The organism is Oceanirhabdus sp. W0125-5 (assembly GCF_027938815.1).
Taxonomy (GTDB): Bacteria; Bacillota; Clostridia; order Clostridiales; family Clostridiaceae; genus Oceanirhabdus.
In genome coordinates this window covers 3,757,734-3,777,983 of the sequence record NZ_CP115913.1, presented here as the reverse complement: position 1 = coordinate 3,777,983, position 20,250 = coordinate 3,757,734, and the positions used below count along the sequence as shown (strand labels likewise).

General features: G+C 30.4%; 15 protein-coding genes. 12 read left to right on the top strand and 3 right to left on the bottom strand.

Annotation, left to right across the window (positions count from 1 at the left end; genetic code table 11):
- Positions 1-87: 87 nt before the first annotated feature.
- The 6 genes from OW730_RS17630 (at position 88) to thiI (ending at position 9,084) form a co-directional block, all read left to right on the top strand.
- Positions 88-447: a hypothetical protein gene (locus OW730_RS17630; RefSeq protein ID WP_271225365.1), complete on the top strand. Its 360-nt coding sequence runs from the start codon at positions 88-90 to the stop codon at positions 445-447.
- A gap of 107 nt (positions 448-554) precedes the next feature.
- On the top strand, positions 555-1,598 hold the full coding sequence (gene mnmH, locus OW730_RS17625; RefSeq protein WP_271225364.1) for a tRNA 2-selenouridine(34) synthase MnmH: 1,044 nt from the start codon (positions 555-557) through the stop codon (positions 1,596-1,598).
- A 25-nt stretch (positions 1,599-1,623) separates the two neighbouring features.
- On the top strand, positions 1,624-3,573 hold the full coding sequence (locus tag OW730_RS17620) for a DNA gyrase/topoisomerase IV subunit B (RefSeq protein ID WP_271225363.1): 1,950 nt from the start codon (positions 1,624-1,626) through the stop codon (positions 3,571-3,573).
- A gap of 51 nt (positions 3,574-3,624) precedes the next feature.
- On the top strand, positions 3,625-6,492 hold the full coding sequence (locus tag OW730_RS17615) for a DNA topoisomerase (ATP-hydrolyzing) (RefSeq protein WP_271225362.1): 2,868 nt from the start codon (positions 3,625-3,627) through the stop codon (positions 6,490-6,492).
- 310 nt (positions 6,493-6,802) lie between these two features.
- Complete coding sequence (locus OW730_RS17610) at positions 6,803-7,945, top strand: cysteine desulfurase family protein (RefSeq protein WP_271225361.1); 1,143 nt, start codon at positions 6,803-6,805, stop codon at positions 7,943-7,945.
- Positions 7,942-9,084, top strand: coding sequence for a tRNA uracil 4-sulfurtransferase ThiI (gene thiI / locus OW730_RS17605; protein WP_271225360.1), 1,143 nt, complete (start codon positions 7,942-7,944; stop codon positions 9,082-9,084). The genes OW730_RS17610 and thiI overlap by 4 nt, the downstream gene beginning before the upstream one ends.
- Before the next feature lie 270 nt (positions 9,085-9,354).
- Here the strand turns inward: thiI and OW730_RS17600 are convergent, their stop codons facing one another.
- On the bottom strand, positions 9,355-10,176 hold the full coding sequence (locus OW730_RS17600) for a TIM barrel protein (RefSeq protein ID WP_271225359.1): 822 nt from the start codon (positions 10,174-10,176) through the stop codon (positions 9,355-9,357).
- A gap of 383 nt (positions 10,177-10,559) precedes the next feature.
- On the opposite strand from OW730_RS17600, the gene recJ reads away from it, so the two are divergent.
- Entirely contained in the window at positions 10,560-12,326 is a 1,767-nt protein-coding gene (gene recJ, locus OW730_RS17595) for a single-stranded-DNA-specific exonuclease RecJ (RefSeq protein WP_271229591.1), read from the top strand.
- A gap of 122 nt (positions 12,327-12,448) precedes the next feature.
- Positions 12,449-12,670, top strand: a complete 222-nt coding sequence (locus OW730_RS17590) for a hypothetical protein (RefSeq protein WP_271225358.1) — start codon at positions 12,449-12,451, stop codon at positions 12,668-12,670.
- Positions 12,671-13,025: 355 nt separating this feature from the next.
- Here OW730_RS17590 and OW730_RS17585 read toward each other — a convergent pair whose 3' ends face one another.
- Both OW730_RS17585 and OW730_RS17580 read right to left on the bottom strand, forming a co-directional pair.
- Positions 13,026-13,205: an alpha/beta-type small acid-soluble spore protein gene (locus OW730_RS17585; protein WP_271225357.1), complete on the bottom strand. Its 180-nt coding sequence runs from the start codon at positions 13,203-13,205 to the stop codon at positions 13,026-13,028.
- Positions 13,206-13,266: 61 nt separating this feature from the next.
- Complete coding sequence (locus OW730_RS17580; RefSeq protein WP_271225356.1) at positions 13,267-13,446, bottom strand: alpha/beta-type small acid-soluble spore protein; 180 nt, start codon at positions 13,444-13,446, stop codon at positions 13,267-13,269.
- Between the two features lie 554 nt (positions 13,447-14,000).
- Here OW730_RS17580 and OW730_RS17575 point away from each other — a divergent pair.
- From OW730_RS17575 to OW730_RS17560, 4 genes are all read left to right on the top strand, one after another.
- Positions 14,001-15,071: an undecaprenyldiphospho-muramoylpentapeptide beta-N-acetylglucosaminyltransferase gene (locus tag OW730_RS17575; protein WP_271225355.1), complete on the top strand. Its 1,071-nt coding sequence runs from the start codon at positions 14,001-14,003 to the stop codon at positions 15,069-15,071.
- A 274-nt stretch (positions 15,072-15,345) separates the two neighbouring features.
- Positions 15,346-15,774 carry a flavodoxin gene (locus OW730_RS17570; protein WP_271225354.1) on the top strand — a complete coding sequence of 143 codons (429 nt, stop codon included), beginning with the start codon at positions 15,346-15,348 and terminating at the stop codon, positions 15,772-15,774.
- Between the two features lie 373 nt (positions 15,775-16,147).
- Positions 16,148-19,666 (top strand): pyruvate:ferredoxin (flavodoxin) oxidoreductase, encoded by a 3,519-nt coding sequence (gene nifJ, locus OW730_RS17565; RefSeq protein ID WP_271225353.1) that lies wholly within the window; start codon positions 16,148-16,150, stop codon positions 19,664-19,666.
- 234 nt (positions 19,667-19,900) lie between these two features.
- The gene (locus OW730_RS17560) at positions 19,901-20,230 is read left to right on the top strand and encodes a DUF1292 domain-containing protein (RefSeq protein ID WP_271225352.1); all 330 of its coding nucleotides are present in this window, start codon (positions 19,901-19,903) and stop codon (positions 20,228-20,230) included.
- The last annotated feature ends 20 nt before the right edge of the window (positions 20,231-20,250 follow it).

Below are 20,250 nucleotides of genomic sequence, written 5' to 3'. Positions count from 1 at the left end.
TAATTTCACTATGGATTCTCTAAAATTAATGTAACTTAGAGCATTATGCTGCATATCTTATAGTAAAGGATACTATGGGAGGCTATTTTGGGAGAGTTATTAGTTCTTATTGGGATTGGGATAGTAATTATTTTGGGATTTGTAGTATTGATATTTTTCTTGTTAGATAATCAAGAGAACAATGAAGAAAACTATGGAGTAGAGAATAAATTATTATTATCTTTTATAGAAAAAGAACTTAATAAGAAACACACTGAAAAAGTAATTCAATTGATGATTGATTTAATAAAAAATAACCCCAAAATTGAGGATGAAAAGGCTTTTAGAAATCTTTTGATTTTGTTAGAAGAGAATAAGTTAAAACATAAAGTAAATATTGAGTATGCTTTTAAGATATTCAGTCTTGTGAAATTTATAATATTAAATGAACAACAAAATCACCATTAAAAACAATGGTGATTTTGTTGTTCAATAAGTAAATTTGACTTTTTTTGAATATTTATTTATTATTAAAGTTTGTAAGGAATTATTAAATACTAGGAAGAAGGAATCACATGTTATTACCTCAAGAATATAAAAAAATAAATAGAGATGGACTATTCATTGATGTTAGAAGTCCAGGAGAATATAAGCAAGAAACTATTCCAGGAGCAATTAATATGCCAATATTTGATGACGAAGAAAGAAAAATAATTGGTACCCTATATAAGCAAGAAAGCGCTTATGAAGCAAGTAAAGTGGGAATAGAGTATGCATCAAAAAAGCTATTACATTTTTTCGAAGAAATTCACGAACTAAAAAAAACTAATAAGGATATAACATTATTCTGTGCAAGAGGCGGAATGAGAAGTGGGGTTATCTCAACATTTATAAACTCAATGGGTATAAATGTTTCAAGAATCAAAGGGGGATATAAAGCCTATAGAAAAGTTGTGATGGAAGAATTAGTGGAATTAAATGATTCTGTTGAATATATAGTCATACATGGAAATACAGGTGTAGGAAAAACAGAGATTCTAAAACAACTAAAAGAAGATGGATATTCGGTTTTAGATTTAGAAAAAGCAGCAAATCATAGAGGGTCATTACTTGGAAGTGTTGGTCTTAATAAATGTAATTCTCAGAAAATGTTTGAATCATATATACATGAAGAATTGTCTAGAAACAAAGGTGGTAAATATGTTTTTGTTGAAGCTGAAAGCAGAAGGATTGGTAGTGTATTTGTTCCAGAATACGTACATAATAAAATGAAAGTTGGTAAGCATATTTTTATTGATGCTAGTTTGGAGTTTAGAAGTGAGATTATTATTCGCGAGTACACTAAAAATGTAAATTACTTAGAAGAGATTTCATTAGCTCTTGATAAGTTAGCAAAATATATGGGTAAAAAGAAAGCTGAGTATTATAAAGAGAAGTTAAACGAAGGAAAAATAAAAGAAGTTACAATGGAGCTAATGGAAACATATTATGATCCTATGTATACAAATACATCAGATAAATACGAATACGAACTTCGATTAACTATAGATGATATAAATAAAGCTGCAAAAGATATTGAAAAATGGTTAGATAGTAATTATAATAAAATAGACGAATAAATGTTCGAGAATGGGGGTTAGATATATGAGTAGCAATAATGAAAATATCAATATCTATGATGTAACAGCACTAACCTCTCTTGAAAAATTAGAACCTGTTAGAATTAGACCAGGAATGTACATAGGGTCAACAGGATCAAGAGGACTTCACCATTGTATATGGGAGATATTGGATAATGCTATAGATGAGATAACTAATGGATTTGGTACTACAGCAGAAGTGGTATTGAATAAAGATGGAAGTGTTACTGTTACAGATGATGGAAGAGGGGTTCCAACAGGAAAACATCCAGTAAAGAAGAAAACTGGAGTAGAGATGGTATACACTGAATTACACACAGGTGGAAAGTTTGATAACGAGAATTATAAAACATCTGGTGGTCTTCATGGAGTAGGAGCAGCAGTTGTAAATGCCCTTTCTGAATGGTTTGAAGTAGAAGTTAAGCAAAATGGTAATGTTTATAAAATGAGATTTGAATATGCTTTTGATAAAGATATGAATAAAGAAATGCCTGGTACGCCTGTTACTGAATTAGAGATTATAGGTAAGAGTAAAGGTACTGGAACTAAAATTACATTCATGCCTGATAAAAGAGTGTTTTCAACTTCAGAATTTAAATTCGATATTATCGATCAACGATTAAAAGAATTATCCTTCCAAAATAAGGGTGTAAGATTATACTTAAAAGATTATAGAAAAGAAGAAGTAGTAGAAAAGGAATATCTTTCAGAAAGGGGATTACTTGATTTTATTGAATATTTAAATGAAAGCAAATCTGTTTTGAATAAAGAGCCAATTCTTTTCAGTGGTGAAAAAGAGATAAATGGAATGAAACTTTCAGGTGAAGTGTGCGTACAGTTTACTGATAGTTCTTCTGAGAATATAGCATCTTATGTAAATAATATACCAACAACAGAAGCTGGAACTCATGAAACAGGTTTTAAAACCGGAATGACAAGAGCTTTTAAGGAAGGTGCAAAAAAATTAAACCTAATAAAAGATAAGGATTTTGAAGGAGCAGACTTAAGAGAAGGAATGACTGCAATTCTTAAGACTAAAATAACAAATCCAATTTTTGAAGGACAGACAAAGACGAAACTGGGAAATACTGAAGCTTATACATTTATGAATGAACTTGCTTTTCAGAAATTCAATGAATGGATTGAAGATAACGTTCAAACTGCTTCAATTATTATTGGAAATGCAATAAATGCAGCTACTAGACGTGAAAAAATTAAGAAGATCAATGAGGCTGAGAAGAGAAAAGTAGGTAAAGGGACGTCTCCACTAGCAGGAAAGATTGCAAGATGTTCAATTAAAGAACCAGAACTATGCGAGTTCTTTGTTGTAGAGGGAGATTCGGCTGGTGGTTCTGCAAAACAAGCTAGAGACAGAAGATTCCAAGCTATAATGCCATCAAGAGGAAAGATTCTTAATACTGAGAAGCAAAAAATTGAAAATGTCATCGGTAATGAAGAGTTGAAGATATTTAATACAGCTGTAGGTACAGGTATATTAGATAATTTTGATGAAAAAGATTTGAAGTATCATAAAATCGTAATATTAAGTGATGCTGACGTGGATGGATATCATATAAAAACATTATGGATGACTTATATATATAGATATATGAGACAAATAATAACTAACGGATATTTGTACCTTGCTCAGCCGCCTTTATATAAAGTATCTAAGAAAACAAAGAAAAATGAAGATATTAGATATGCATTTGATGATGAAGAGCTTAAAGAGATTAAAAAAGAAATGGGTAAAGGGGTAAATATTCAGAGATTTAAGGGTCTTGGAGAGATGAATGCGGATCAATTATGGGATACAACATTAAATCCTGAAACAAGAACTCTTTATAGGGTTACAATAGAAGATGCAGCGAAAGCAGAGAAAATGGTTTCCCTTCTTATGGGAGATATTGTTGAACCTAGAAAGAACTATTTATATAAATACGGAGAATTCTAACAGCTTATACCATGTGTAAGCTGTATTTTATAAACCGGGATAGGAGGAAATATGGGTAAGAAATATAACGTTCCTAAAGATAATAATATATTAAAAATTTCACTAGATGAGGCTATGTCAGAAAATTATCTTCCATACGCAGTTGAAGTTGCAAAGGACAGAGCTTTACCAGATGTAAGGGATGGATTAAAACCAGTTCATAGAAGAATTTTATATGGTGCATATAACTTAAAAGCATCTCCAGATAAGCCGTATCTAAAATCAGCGAGAATTGTTGGGGATATTTTAGGTAAATATCATCCACATGGTGATTCTTCTGTATATGAAGCTATGGTAATTTTAGCACAGGATTTTAGTACTAGGAATCCATTAATTGATGGCCATGGAAACTGGGGAAGTGTTGATGGAGATAGTGCGGCTGCGATGCGTTATACTGAAGCGAGATTATCTCAAATATCAATGGAGATGTTAAGGGATATTGATAAAGATGTAGTTGATATGGTTGATAACTACTCTGATACAGAGAAAGAACCAGCTGTTTTACCGGCAAGATTTCCTAACTTATTAGTAAATGGAGCCTTCGGAATTGCTGTTGGACTTTCAACTAACATACCTCCTCATAATTTAGGGGAAGTTATTGATGGTGTAGTAGCCCTTTCTAAAGATGGAAATTTAACTAATGAAGGATTGATGGAATACATAAAAGGACCAGATTTACCAACGGCAGGTATGCTTATTGGATCAAAATCCATTAAGCATGCATATGAAACTGGTAAAGGAAGAGTTCCTATGAGAGCCAAAGCAACAATTGAAGAGCTTGAAAATGGAAGAATGGGAATCGTTATAACAGAGTTTCCTTATAGAAAGAACAAAGCTAAGTTGCTTCAGATAATCTCAGACATGACCGGAGATAAGAAACATTCAAAAATGTTAGAAGGGATTGTTGATATTAGAGATGAATCTGATAGGCATGGTATACGATCTGTAATTGAATTTAAAAAATCAGCAGATAGAAATTATATTGAGAAAACACTAAAATATTTATACAAAAAAACTGACTTACAGTGCAATGTTAATTTTAATATGATAGCTTTGGTTGACGGTAAGCCTGAGCTTTTGGATTTAAAAAGTATGCTGTCACATTACTTGGATCACCAGAAAGAAGTTATCACTAGAAGAACTAGAAAGGCATTAGAGGTTGCTGAAACTAGATTCCATATAGTAGAAGGTCTGATTAAAGCTATTGGTATAATGGATGAAGTAATTAAGACTATTAGAGAATCAAAATCTAAAAAAGATGCAAACACTAACTTGCAGGAAAAATTTGGTTTTAGCAATGAGCAGGCAACCGCCATTCTTGAAATGATGCTATATAAATTAACAGGGCTTGAAATTGTAATCTTCCAAAAAGAACATGATGAATTGCAAAAAGCTATCAGTAAATATAAAAAGATTCTTAATAGTGAAAATGAATTATTAAAAGTATTTAGAAAAGAAATTCTTGAAATCAAAGATAAATATGCTGATGATAGAAGAACAATGATAATTGAAAATGAAGAAGATGCCAAAATTGATACTGAGGAACTAATAATTATTGAAGATATTGTTATTACAGTTTCAAAAGAGGGTTATGTAAAAAGAATTCCATTAAAATCTTATAATAGAACTAGCGGGGATGTTAATGATATCGAGTATAGAGAAGGTGACTATAATATTGATGTTATACATAGTAATACTAAAGATAACATAATAATCTTTACTGATGACGGGAACTCATATCGTATCCAAGGAATTGACATCCCAGAGAAGAAGTGGAAGGATAAAGGTGAAAAGTTAGATTCACTAATAAAAGGCTTTGATAGCGAGAAAAATAATATTATAGCAGTTTATTCTATTAAAAACTATACAGATGATAAAGAATTTATGTTCTTTAGCAAAAATGGTGGAATGAGATCTGTGCCATTAAGTGAATTTAAATCAAATTATGCAAAGATATCTTCTGTAAATGTTAAGAAAGACGACAAGCTTGTGGATGTTAAATTTGTTGAAGGAAGCAGAGAAAAGAATTTCATCAAAGTAATTACATCAAGAGGGTTAAATTATGTAATTGAAGAACCGGAAATAGAAGCTTCAACTAGAAATTCTGTTCTTTTAAGTGTTATTTCTATTCCAGATGGGGATTATTTAAAAGAGATAGATTTATCTGAAGAATTTGTTTTTGAAACATTCCCAATAACAGTAAATAAAAAGGGAGAAGTTTTTAAAGAGTGGAAAAGAAGCGGATTTAAGAGCTATACAGAAACAAATGGTAGATTACTTTTCATATTTGAAAATGGAAACATGGTAACTGTACCATCTTATATGCTTCAAAATATTGAAGGAAATGTACAGCTTGATATGTTTATACCGGAACATAAAAACTTCGGAAGTTTAATATTACTACATAACTTCTCAAAGTTTGATGAGTGTAAACAGATTATTCTTCCTACTAAAAAAGGATTAATAAAGAGATGTAAAACAGAGGAAATCTTATTAGAAAACTATGGGGTAACATCAACAAAAGTATTAAGTGATGATTACTTATTAAAGCCTGAAATTACCGAAATAGATAAAGATGGTGACTTAATTGTAATAACCTCAAAAGGAAGAGTATTGAAATTCACAGGTGAATCTTTAAGTATGCTTGGTAAGAATGCTAAAGGGGTAACATCTATTAGTTTAAAAGAAGATGATACAGTTGAGTATGTTGCTTTCTTAAGTGCTGATTCATCTAATGAAGTGTTAACTGTTAAATATAAAAACGGTAAAAATGATAATTTTGAAATTGAGAGTATTCCATTGAAAAATAGGGCTTCAGTAGGAGCTAAAATTATTAGTTCTACTGAAAACGACGGAATTAAAGATATTTTTATGATATAGATAAAAACAAATAATAGAGAAAAAAGAAGAAAGAATAAAGAAGAAAGAATAAAGAGCAAAGAACAGATATTGATATCTTTCAGCGGAGCTGAAAGCTTTTGGTTAATCAAACTAATAAAGAAAAAAATATTAATAAGGTTGCAAATCTCAAATTAAATTTTTTCTGACATTAGGAAGATAAACAATCTGATTTGTTATTTAAACTTTTATCTTTGTTCTTTTTTAATACATTTACATAAAAATTCATATAGACTATTTATGTAAATAAAATTTGAAAGTAGAATTTTTATATAAGAAGGAGAGATTTTAATTGAAGGTATATTTAGATAATAGTGCAACAACAAAACCATACAAAGAGGTAATTGAGGAGATTTCCAAGGTTATGGAGTGTAATTGGGGAAACCCTTCCTCGGCTCATGAACTTGGATATAAGGCTCATAAAAAATTGAAAGAGTGTAGAGAAAAGGTTAGTGGGTTTATTAATTGTGAGCCAAGTGAAATAGTTTTTACATCTGGAGGAACAGAAGGAAATAATTTGTGTATCAAAGGTATAGTTCAGCCTGGAAATCATATTATAACATCCAACATAGAACATCCAAGTGTTAAAAATACAGTTGAATATCTAAAGGATAATGGTTGTGAGGTAACAGTATTAAAAGTTAATGAAAAGGGATTAATAACTGTAGAGGAGTTAAATAGTGCAATAAAAGATAATACAGTACTAGTAACTATTATGCATATGAATAATGAATTAGGGGTTTTGCAAGACTTGGAAGCAATAGGAGAATATCTTAAAACAAATCATTCAAGAATAAAGTTTCATGTTGATGCAGTCCAAAGTTTTTGTAAACATGAGATAGATGTTAAAAGAATGAAAATAGATATGTTATCAACATCTGCTCATAAGCATCATGGTCCAAGAGGAGTAGGATTTACTTATATAAGAAAAGGATTAAACCCTAAGCAGCTAATTCATGGTTCTTCACAGGAAAAAGGATTCCGAGCGGGAACAGAAAATGTATATTCTATAGCAGGAATGGTTAAGGCAGCAGAAATAATGTATGGTTCTATTGATGAGAACTATAGAATAGTTACTGAACTTAAAAAGTACTGTATAGATAGATTAACAAAAAAGATTAGTGGTATAAGAATTAATTCTAAGATATGTGAAAGTATTTCACCTTATGTGCTTAATGTAAGTATTGATGGTACTCCTAGTGAAGTTATGGTGAGAGCTATGAGTGATAAAGGTGTATATATTTCAAAGGGATCTGCTTGTAGTTCAAAAACAGAAAGTGCTAGTCATGTTCTTAAAGCAATGAAACTTACTGAAAGTGAAATAAAAGGAACAATAAGAATAAGTTTTTGTGAAGAAAATACAGTAGAAGAGATAGATTATGCTATCGATAAATTCACAGAGGCTGTAAAGTTCTTGAGGAGGTTAAAGATATGAGGAAACTTATTTTAATAAAATACGCATCAGAAATATTTTTAAAAGGGCTTAATAGAAGGATGTTTGAAGATAAACTTATTAATAATATTAAGTGTTCCCTTGGAGAATTAAATTTCAAATTATTTAATGATGAAGGTAGATGGTTTATTGATTGTGATAGAGTTGAAGAGGCTATAGATGCGGTGAAAAAAGTATTTGGAGTTACAGAATTGTGTATCGTCTATGAAGTTGACGCTGAATATGATGAGATAAAAAAAGTGGCTATAAATTTAACTTCAGATCTTAGTGGTACATTTAAAGTAAGTACTAATAGAGCTAATAAGAAATTTGAAATGAAGTCTATGGAAATCAGCAGAGAAATAGGTGGAGATATACTTGAAAATAATGATAAACTTACTGTAAAAATGAAGAACCCTGATCATATGGTATATATTGAAATAAGAAAGAAGGCTTATGTTTACACTGAATGTATTTTAGCTGTAGGAGGATTACCGTACGGAATTAATGGTTCAACTATGTTAATGTTATCAGGTGGAATTGATTCGCCTGTGGCGGGGTATTTGATGGCTAGAAGGGGTGTTGAACTACAGTGTGTATATTATCATAGTCATCCTTATACAAGTGAGAAGGCAAAAGAAAAGGTTATAGATTTAGCTAAAAAATTAAAAAAATACACAGGAACTTTTAAACTTCATGTTGTGTCTTTTACAGATATTCAAATGGATATTATTGAAATGTGCCGTAAAGATGAATTAACTATAATTATGAGAAGATTCATGATGAAAATTGCATGTATGCTTGCAGAAAAGTATGGGATTCACTCAGTAACAAGTGGAGAGAGTGTTGGGCAAGTAGCTAGTCAGACTATGGAAAGTTTGGTGGTTACAGATAATATAGCAGATAGACCGGCATTTAGACCTCTTATAGCAATGGATAAGAACGAGATAATGGATATATCAAGAAAAATTGATACATATGAAACATCAATTTTACCATATGAAGATTGCTGTACAATTTTTGTACCAAAGCACCCTAAAACAAAACCAAAGTTAAAAGAAATAATAAAATCAGAGAGTGTTCTTGATTTTGAAAGACTTTGTAATGAAGCTATTGATGGAATGGAAACGATCGAGATTTAAAAGAAATTGAGAATTGAGAATGGAGAATTGAGAATGAAGGATGTTTCTGATAACTCAGAAACTACATCTTATTGTTCTTTAGAAGAAAAAGGTTTTACTCATTTTATCTTTAGATAAAATATTGTAATTAACATACAATGTTACATCTGAAGATGAAACGAGTAAAACCCTCTTGTTTTTCTAACTAATAAAATTAAAATTTCTCGTAGAGAAATGTCAATCATTATCCATTATACATTCTCCATTATACATTAAAACGCATAAGCGTGCTTACAGGCTGTTTTCATAAAGCTTCTTAAGCAAAATAGCATCATGTTCTAAAATCGGGCTCTCGCATATAATACAGCCTTTTACGTTGTATTCAATAAGAGCTTTAACAAATAACTCATACTTAAAATCACTTTCCTTAAATGGAAGGTGATTTTTTTCCCCTTTAGGCCCGTAATTAATACCAGCAACGTGAATATGTATATCATTTAATGCATCATTTCCTAACTCAGTACCGATGTAATTAAAAATTCTTTTGAAATCATCATATTCTTTTAAACATCCATTGTTTCTAGCATGGATATGTGCAAAATCAATACAAGGTTTGCAACTTTCAACGTCTTTGGAGAGTTGAACTATTTCCTGAAGTGAACCGAATTGTGTTCCTTTTCCAGTAGTTTCCAATCTGTAATCCACTCCAATGTAAGGAAGTTTTTCTAAATTACTTTTAATTTCATTGTATGTTTTATCTGGATCCATTCCAAGGTAAAAGCCAGGGTGGAAAACGAGACTTTTTCCATTAACTAATGATAACCCTTCAGCACCTTTTATAATCCTTTCAAGAGACTTCTCTTTTTTCTCATCTTCTTTTGCATTAAGATTTATGTAATAAGACCCATGAGCAGATATATAAAAATTATTTTCTTCTTTTTTTTGAAGGATTTCTTCGTGATTTTTTTTTGTAACATTTACTGAACGAACAAAAGGCAGTTCCATTGCATCAAGACCAAAGTTAGATAAATATTCAATACCTGTAGAATATTTAAACTTAGAACCTTCAGGACCGATTGGTAATCCTGAGATTCCAAATAAAAGTTTATCCATAAAAACACCCCATCATTTTAAAAGAAATTGAGAATGGATAATGTAGAATGTATAATGATGGATGTTTCTGCCATAAGGGCAGGAAACTACGTTTTATTGTTCTTTAGGACAGGCGGGTTTACTTATTTTAGTATCTGATAAAATATTGTACTTCAAATACAATGTTTCATCTCAAGATGAAACGAGTAAAACCTCTTGTTTAAGAAACAAAAAGATTAAAATTTCTCGAAGAGAAATGTCATTCATTATACATTATCCATTATCAATTATCCATTTGTTTTTAATTAACGCGCACAGCGTGATAATTAAAAACATAATACCATACTTGTAACTCATAATCAAAAGGTTTAAAATAAAATAGATTGAGAAAGGATGTGGACAGAATTAAAAAGAAATGGTTATTGAGAAGAACTAATGTTGATATAAAAAAAATAGCAAGTGATAGTGGTATATATGGTATTACTACAAAAGTACTTGTAAACAGGAATATAAATACAAGCGATAAGATAAAAAGTTTTTTTGATACATCCTTAAATAATCTTCATGATTCTTTTTTGATGAAAGACATGGAGAAAGGAATAGAAATAATAATAAATGGAATTAATCAGAATAAAAAGATACTTATTTATGGAGATTATGATGCTGATGGTGTTACAAGTACTGCAATACTATATAAAACTTTAGAATATTGTAATGCTGAAGTTGATTTTCATATACCTGATAGAGAATCAGAAGGATATGGAATGAGTAAAAACAGGATAAAAAAAATCAAAGATGAAGGATTTGATATAATAATTACCTGTGATAATGGTATTTCTGCACTTGAAGAAATAAAGTATGCAAAGGAATTGGGTTTTACGGTAATAGTTACTGACCATCATGAACTTCCTTTTGTAGAGGAGAATGATGAAAGAAATTATATACTTCCTGAAGCAGATGCAATAATTAATCCAAAGCGTATTGATTGTGAATATCCATTTAAAAATTTATGTGGAGCAGGGATTGCTTTTAAATTTTCTCAAGCATTGCTTAAAAAATTTAATAAAGATGATAAATTTTTAAAAGATATAATTCAATTTGCAGCTATAGGAACAATTTGTGATGTTGTTGATTTAGTAGATGAGAATAGAGTTATTGCTATAAATGGATTAAATGAGATGTGTAAAACCAAGAATAAAGGACTTCAAGCATTGGTAAAAGTTCTTGGAGTAGAAAAAGATAATATTAAAGCTTATAATATTGGATTTCAAATTGGTCCGTGTATTAATGCTACTGGTAGATTAGAAAAAGCAGATTTATCCTTTGAATTATTAGTTACAGAAGAAGATGATAGAGCAAAAGAATTAGCAAAAATTTTATTTGAGTTAAATAAAAAAAGGCAAGATATGACAAATGAAAATGTGGAAAATATTCTCAATGAATTGAAATCTGGAATCAATGATAAAGTACTTGTAATTTATAAAAAAGATATCCATGAGAGTATAGCAGGTATAGTAGCAGGAAGAGTTAGAGAAACTTACAATTTACCTACTTTTATACTAACAGGTGGGAAAGAAATGCCCAAAGGCTCAGGTAGATCTATAGATGAATATAATATGTTTGAGGAAATGATAAAATGTAAGGATATTTTGCATAAATTTGGAGGACATCCAATGGCAGCAGGATTAAGCATAGAAGAAGAAAAAATAGATTTATTTAGGGAAAAAATTAATGAATACTGTGAATTAAAAGATGATGATATTATTCCTAAATTAAGAATTGATAATAGACTGCCTTTAGAATATATATCAAAGGATTTAATAAAAGAATTAAGTGATTTAGAACCTTTTGGAAAAGGGAATTCTAAACCAATTTTTGCTGAAAAAAATATTGAAATATTAGATATAAAAATCTTAGGTAAAAATAAAAATACATTAAAATTAATATGCAAAATCGGGAATACTAGAAAAACAATAGACGCTATTGGATTCAATAAAGTTGATACTTTGATGAATGAACTTAAAGAAGCTTTTGGTGTATGCTATAATGAAATACTTAAAAAGCCTAAAGGTTTAAAATTAGACCTTGCTTTTTTTCCAAGTATAAATAAATTTAGCGGCAAAGAAAGTTTAATTTTAAAAATAGAAGATTTAAGAGTAAGTAATATTTAATTGTTTTTTAATAAGAATTTACTTAGAATTATTATCTCTAAAATGCACATACTAATTTTGTACCAAAGAGAAAGAGACTTTTTCTTGGTACAAAATTATAATAGATTATGGAGGTAATTCTCATGACGCTAAAAAGAAATGCTCATCAAAACGTACAAAGTTCAATTAACGAACTAAAAAACATTGAACAAAACTTAACTAATGCAACACAAACAGTTGAAAATCCTAGAACTAAAGAAATGATTCAAAACGAATTAACTAATGTTCAAGCAATGATTAACAAATGTGAAAGTATTGAAAATATCTTAGCAACAGATAGATATCCTGGAAATACTACACAATAATGAAATAAGGGAGAAATATTTCTTTATAGTGTAATATCCTTGAGTATTGATTTTGTCTTTTGGTTAATTGAATTTCTTAATGCAAATTTAAAAAGCATGCAAGAAATTAACTATCAAATATGATAAAATCAGAAATGTTGTATGCATTTACTACAGGATGTTAACGCTTTGGGGAGATTATTCTCCCTTTAAATTATATTTATTATAATAAATTAATATTTTAAAAGGAAACCCAAAGGAGTAATAACTCAGGGTTCCCATTGTATTATATTTAATTATTTTTTTAATATTATTTTTATTTTTTAATTTTTTTTATTACTCTTATTACTTTTATTATTTTTCAAATTTATCTATATTATAGGTTTTGCTCGTATTGTTGAACCATTTTCTTAACCATTTCTCCACCAACAGAACCGCATTGCTTAGATGTTAAATTGCCGTTATATTCTGTAAATTGTACTCCTAGTTCAGCAGCAGTTTCCATTTTAAATCTTGCTAATCCTTCCTTAGCTTCAGGTACTAAATTTTTACTCATTATATATCCTCCTTAAAATTTATCTTTTGTAATGTAAGTTTTTTTTTAATCTTTTTTGTTTTTATAGATTTTGTTCGTAAGCCTGAACCATTTTCTTAACCATTTCTCCACCGACAGAACCGCATTGCTTAGATGTTAAATTCCCATTATAATCTCCAAAAGATACTCCTAGTTCAGCTGCAGTTTCCATTTTGAATATTGCTAAACCTTCTTTAGCTTCAGGAACTAAGTTTTTACTCACTATGTTACACCTCCCTTCTGTTATATAAATAGTTTATCCATTTTGTTATTAAATATATTGGTGTATTGAAGGATTGGTAACAATAAAGTAGCTTTTAAAGAAAAGAAAGAATAGTTTTCTAAGATATTCATTTAATGAAACATTTACTGTATAATATATAATATATGGATTGTTTTAATTGTTAAGGTATAATGAAAAACAAATTCGTCTTAAATTAAATGTATAATTGATAATGTAAAATGTATAATGAAGGAGATTTCTCTTCGAGAAATATTAATTATATTGTCCTTTGAACAATAATGCGTTACTCGTTTTATCATGGATAAAACCTTGTATTTAATTTCAATATTTTATCTAAAGATAAAATGAGTTAAAACATATTGTTTTAAAGATTAATAAAATATGGTTTTGCAGCGCAAAACATCCATCATTATACATTATCCATTCTACATTATACATTTCTTTTAAAACTAGCTTCGCTAGTTCAGAAAGTTTTCTATTATGCAATTAACATTTAAGTTTCATTAATTGATATAAAGTTAGGGTGAGAATATATGAAAAAAAATAAAATCGTACTTACTGGAGGCGGAAGTGCAGGGCATGTAACGCCTAATCTTGCTATGGTACCGCAATTAAAAAAAATAGGTTTTGAAATTTGTTATATAGGAAGTAAAAAAGGAATAGAAAAAGAATTAATTGAAAAAGCGGGAATTAAGTATTATGGAATTTCTTCAGGAAAATTAAGAAGATATTTCGATTTTAAGAATTTTACAGATCCTTTTAGAGTAGTAAAAGGAATAGGAGATGCACTTAAAATTTTAAGAAAAGAAAGACCTAAAATAGTTTTTTCAAAAGGTGGATTTGTTGTTGTTCCAGTTGTTATAGCAGCTAAAATATTAGGAATTCCTGTTGTTGCCCATGAATCAGATATTACCCCTGGATTAGCTAATAAAATAGCTACGCCTTTTTGTAATAAAATTTGTGTTACATTTCCAGAAGCGAAGAAATGGTTTAAAGATGAGAAGGTTGTTGTAACAGGAACGCCGATTAGAGAAGAAATATTCCTTGGAGATGCCGAGCTAGGTAAGCAATTATGTAAGTTTAAAAATGATAAACCTGTTATTTTAATAATGGGGGGGAGCTTGGGAGCAAAAAATATCAATGAAAAAATAAGAGAATTGTTACCTAGAATTTCTGGTAAATACAACATAGTTCATTTATGTGGTAAAGGAAATGTAGATAACAAGCTTCAAAAATATGAAGGTTATATACAATTTGAGTATGTGTCAGATGAATTAAAGAATATTTTTAAACTATCTGATATTATAATAAGCAGAGCTGGCGCAAATGCCATATTTGAGTTTTTATCTTTGAATAAACCTAATATTTTAATACCTTTATCAAAGAGTCAAAGCAGAGGGGATCAAATTTTGAATGCTCAATCCTTTGAGAAAAATGGATTTAGCATAGTTTTAGATGATGATAATTTAAGTAGTGAAAATATCTATGAAGCATTACTTAAAATTGAGAAAAATAAAGATGAATATCTAGATAATATGAAAAAAAGTAAATTGAAAAACGGGTTGGATAATGTTATTAAAGTGATTTTAGAAAATAGCAAATAATATCCATAATTATAAAGAATAAAGAAGAAATAATGAGAGCTTTCAGCAATTGCTGAAAGCTTTTTACTTTATAAAGACAAAAAACATAATTGTTAAATGAATAAAAATTAGTTGGACAATCTTTTTAAACAAAATTTTTAGTATTTAAATAATAAATTTTAAACATAATAAATAAAATATGCATCATTAAGAAAAAATAGAATTGAGTAATGGATTACTAGGTGTAATCCATTAATGATTATCGCATGTATATATTTACTAAAGGAGGAATTTGATGAAAAAGGTTTCAGTAATTTATTATAGTTCTACAGGGCATGTTGAAGCGATGGCTAATCATTTAGCAAAGGGTGCAGAATTACAAGGAGCAATTGTGAAAGTTTTGAGAGTTCAGGATGCAAAAGTTAATGATGTTTTAGACGCTGATATAGTAGCTTTTGGATGTCCTTCTATGGATGGAAATACTATAGAATCGGATGAAATGCAGCCATTTATAACTGAATTTAAAATAATTCCAGTTGAAAAGAAAAAATGTTTTCTTTTTGGTTCATATGGTTGGGATAAAGGAGAGTTCATGGATAAATGGATTAAAACAATGATTTCTTATGATTTTGATGTTATTGATAAATTTGTGATTCATGAAGCGCCAGCAAAGCAAGATTTAGATAAATGTTTTGAGTACGGAAAAAAATTGTTAACTTATTAATTTAGTAATTTAAGGGTAATGTTGTAAAAAATTATTATCTAAAATATAGAATAATGAGTAATTTAACAAAAAAATAACAGATTAAACCATGAAATTTCGCGTAATACAATTTGCAAAAAAAAGATAAAAATGTTATATTAGATTTGGTTTTACATTACAAAATGATGTAATAGTTATGAGTAATGGGTTAAAAACTAAGTTATAGGTTAATTTCCAATTTGGATACAAAAATAAAGGAAAAATATTTTAATTTTTTTTCCTCTGCTTGTTCCATTTATGCGAAATTTTTGCTATAATTTATCATTGAAGAATGGTATTTTGTTACTTTGTTAAAAATTTATCCTTTAAAAAAACAAAGAAAGAAGGGTTTGCGATGAATAGAATAATGAAAACTATGGATGGTAATACTGCTGCATCTCACGTTGCTTATGCTTATACTGACGTTGCGGCTATATTCCCAATCACTCCATCTTCTCCAATGGGAGAAAAAGCTGATGAGTGGGCATCTCAAGGAAGAAAGAACATCTTTGGCCAAGAAGTTAAAGTTGTAGAGATGCAATCAGAAGCTGGTGCTGCTGGTGCAGTACATGGATCATTACAAGGAGGAGCTTTAACTACTACTTTCACAGCTTCTCAAGGATTATTACTTATGGTTCCTAACATGTATAAAATGTCTGGAGAATTATTACCAGGTGTATTCCATGTTAGTGCAAGAGCACTTGCTGCTCAAGCTTTATCAATCTTTGGTGATCACCAAGATGTTATGGCTGCAAGACAAACAGGATTTGCTTTATTAGCATCTAACAGTGTACAACAAGCTATGGACTTAGCTGCTGTTGCTCATATCGGTGCTATAAAAGGAAAAGTTCCATTCTTACACTTCTTCGATGGATTCAGAACATCACACGAATTACAAAAAATTGAAGTATGGGATTATGATCAATTAGCTGAATTAGCTTCAGATTGTATGGATGACATTAAAGCATTCAGAAAGAATTCTTTAAATCCTGAGCACCCTGTTACTAGAGGTACTGCACAGAATCCTGATATCTACTTCCAAGCTAGAGAAGCTTGTAACCCTTACTATGATAGATTACCTGAAATAGTAGAAGAAACTATGAATAAAGTTAATGCTATGATTGGTACTGACTACAAATTATTCAACTACTATGGAGCAGAAGATGCTGAGAAAGTAATCATTGCAATGGGATCAGTTTGTGAAACTGTTGAAGAAACTGTAGATTACTTAGTAGGAAAAGGTGAAAAGGTTGGTTTATTATCAGTTCACTTATACAGACCTTTCTCTATTAAGCACTTCTTAGGACAAATGCCTAAAACAGTTAAGAAAATTGCTGTATTAGACAGAACTAAAGAGCCAGGTTCAACAGGAGAGCCTCTATACTTAGATATTAGAGATGCTTACTATAACGAAGAAAACAGACCAGTTATCGTTGGTGGTAGATTCGGTCTTGGATCTAAAGATACAACTCCAGCACAAATCGTTGCTGTATATGATTACTTGAATTCTGATTCTCTTAAGACTGGATTCACTGTAGGTATTAACGATGATTTAACTAATACTTCAATTCCAGTTGGTGAAACAATTGATATAGCTGCTCAAAGCACTAAAGCTTGTCAATTCTGGGGACTTGGATCAGATGGTACTGTTGGAGCTAACAAGAGTGCAATCAAAATTATCGGTGATAAAACTGATATGTACGCTCAAGGTTATTTCTCATATGACTCTAAGAAGTCTGGTGGTATTACAATATCACACTTAAGATTTGGTAAAGAGAAAATCAAATCTACATACTTAATTAATAAAGCTGACTACGTTGCTTGTCACAACCAAGCGTATGTTGATAAATATAATGTTTTAAGAAGCATTAAAGATAATGGTATATTCTTACTTAACACTCTTTGGAATGCAGAAGAGTTAGAAGAAAAGTTACCAGCTAAAATGAAAAAATACATTGCAGAGCATGGAATCAAGTTCTACACTCTAAACGCTGTTAAAATAGCTCAAGAGATTGGTCTTGGTGGAAGAATTAACATGATAATGCAATCAGCATTCTTTAAGTTAGCAGATATTATTCCTATGGAAGACGCTGTTAAGTATCTTAAAGAGGCAGTTGTAGCTTCTTACGGTAAAAAAGGTGAGAAGATTGTTAAGATGAACCATGATGCTATTGACAGAGGAATTGAGTCAATCGTTGAGGTTAATGTTCCAGAAGCTTGGAAAAACATAACTGTTGAAGAAGCACAAGTTGATGAAGATAGATGGGATTTCATGGTTGAAATCGCTGACGTTATGAATGCTCAAGAAGGAGATATTCTTCCTGTTAGTGCATTTGCTGAGAAAGCTGATGGTACTTTCCCACAAGGAACATCTGCTTATGAGAAGAGAGGTATCGGTGTAAACGTACCAGAATGGTTATCAGAAAACTGTATTCAATGTAACCAATGTTCATACGTATGTCCGCACGCTGTAATCCGTCCATTCTTATTAAATGATGAAGAAGTTAAGAATGCTCCAGAAGGAATGAAAGTTCTTGACACTAAAGGTAAAGCATTTGAAGGATTAAAGTACTCTATGGGTGTATCACCTCTAGACTGTACTGGATGTGGAAACTGTGTTGATATTTGTCCAGCTCCTAAGAAGGCTCTAGCTATGGAACCACTTGCAACTCAAGAAGTAGAACAAGAAAGATTTGAGTACTTAGTTAAACTACCTGAGAAGCAAAATCCTATGAAGAAAACTACTCTTAAAGGAAGCCAATTTGAGAAGCCATTATTTGAGTTCTCTGGTGCTTGTGCTGGATGTGGAGAAACTCCATATGCTAAACTTATAACTCAATTATTCGGAGATAGAATGATCATAGCTAATGCTACTGGATGTTCTTCAATCTGGGGTGGAAGTGCTCCTGCAACTCCATACACTACTAACGATAAAGGACATGGACCAGCTTGGGCTAACTCTTTATTCGAAGATAATGCAGAGTATGGATACGGTATGTACTTAGCTGTTGCTCAAATGAGAGATAGATTATTAATATTAGCTGATGAAGCTCAAAACAGTGATTTAAGCGAAGAGTTAAAATCTACATTAGCTGAGTGGAAAGAAAACTTTAAAGATGGTGAAAAAGGTAAAGAAATCAGAGATAGATTATTACCATTATTAGAAGCAGAAAAATCTAACCCAATCGCAGAAGAAATCTTAGAGAAGAAAGAATACTTAGTTAAGAAATCTGTTTGGATATTTGGTGGAGACGGATGGGCTTATGACATCGGTTACGGTGGAGTTGACCACGTTCTTGCTTCAGGTGATGATATTAACATTCTTGTAATGGATACTGAGGTTTACTCTAACACTGGAGGTCAATCTTCAAAAGCTACTCCAACTGCTGCTATAGCTAAATTTGCTGCTGGTGGTAAGAGAACTAAGAAGAAAGATCTTGGTATGATGGCGATGAGCTATGGTTATGTATATGTATCTCAAATTTCTATGGGTGCAGATAAGAACCAAACAATCAAAGCTATCACAGAGGCTGAAAACTATGATGGACCATCATTAGTTATTGCTTACGCTCCATGTATCAACCATGGAATCAAAAAAGGTATGGGTAAAACTCAAGACGAGATGAAAAAAGCAGTAGAGTGCGGATACTGGGCACTTTACAGATACAACCCAACTGTTAAAGAAGAAGGAAAGAATCCATTTACATTAGATTCTAAAGAGCCAACTGGTGATTTCCAAGAGTTTATTAAAGGTGAAGTAAGATTCGCAGCTCTTGAAAAAGTTAAGCCAGAAATCGCTCAACAATTATTTGATAAAGTTGAAGTTGATGCTAAAGAAAGACTTGAAAACTACAAGAAGTTAGCTAATCAATAATCTTAAATATATTGAAAACCAAACCCTAGGGTTTGGTTTTCTTTTTGTAGAATTTGATCTTTATTCTTCTATTTTTTTCTTATGTTTTCATGTATAATAAACCTATTTTATGTAAAAAATTAATAAAGGGTAGAAAAAAAGATAAATTATTTCTTTAAAATGAAATTTTTTCTTTAAAAATTTGATGAAAGAGAGTAAAATGTAATTATAAAAGGCTAAGGAGGTTTTTTTATTATGACTGATAAGAACTGTGGATGTAATCATGAGCATGATCACGAGTGTGGATGTGGACATAACCATAATGAAGAGTGTGGATGTGGGCATGAGCCAATGTTTGTAGATCTTCAAGATGAAAATGGAGAAATAATAAAATGCGAAATTATAGAAGGATTTGAATTAAAGGGTAAGGAATATGCAGTATTAGTTTCACCTGATGATGAAAATTACTATATTTTCAAAGTTGAAGGCGATGAAGAAGTTGGAGAACTAGTTGTTCCATCTGATGAAGAATTTGAGGAAGCTTCAAATTTTTATGAAAGAATTTTAGAAGAAAGAGAAATCTAAGATGTTAATAGCTGGTGCTT

Coding starts and splice junctions, on each gene's coding strand:
- mnmH (WP_271225364.1), top strand. CDS start 555: ATGTTATTACCTCAAGAATATAAAAAAATAAATAGAGATGGACTATTC.
- OW730_RS17620 (WP_271225363.1), top strand. CDS start 1,624: ATGAGTAGCAATAATGAAAATATCAATATCTATGATGTAACAGCACTA.
- OW730_RS17615 (WP_271225362.1), top strand. CDS start 3,625: ATGGGTAAGAAATATAACGTTCCTAAAGATAATAATATATTAAAAATT.
- thiI (WP_271225360.1), top strand. CDS start 7,942: ATGAGGAAACTTATTTTAATAAAATACGCATCAGAAATATTTTTAAAA.
- OW730_RS17600 (WP_271225359.1), bottom strand. CDS start 10,176: ATGGATAAACTTTTATTTGGAATCTCAGGATTACCAATCGGTCCTGAA.
- OW730_RS17590 (WP_271225358.1), top strand. CDS start 12,449: ATGACGCTAAAAAGAAATGCTCATCAAAACGTACAAAGTTCAATTAAC.
- OW730_RS17585 (WP_271225357.1), bottom strand. CDS start 13,205: ATGAGTAAAAATTTAGTACCTGAAGCTAAGGAAGGATTAGCAAGATTT.
- OW730_RS17575 (WP_271225355.1), top strand. CDS start 14,001: ATGAAAAAAAATAAAATCGTACTTACTGGAGGCGGAAGTGCAGGGCAT.
- OW730_RS17570 (WP_271225354.1), top strand. CDS start 15,346: ATGAAAAAGGTTTCAGTAATTTATTATAGTTCTACAGGGCATGTTGAA.
- nifJ (WP_271225353.1), top strand. CDS start 16,148: ATGAATAGAATAATGAAAACTATGGATGGTAATACTGCTGCATCTCAC.
- OW730_RS17560 (WP_271225352.1), top strand. CDS start 19,901: ATGACTGATAAGAACTGTGGATGTAATCATGAGCATGATCACGAGTGT.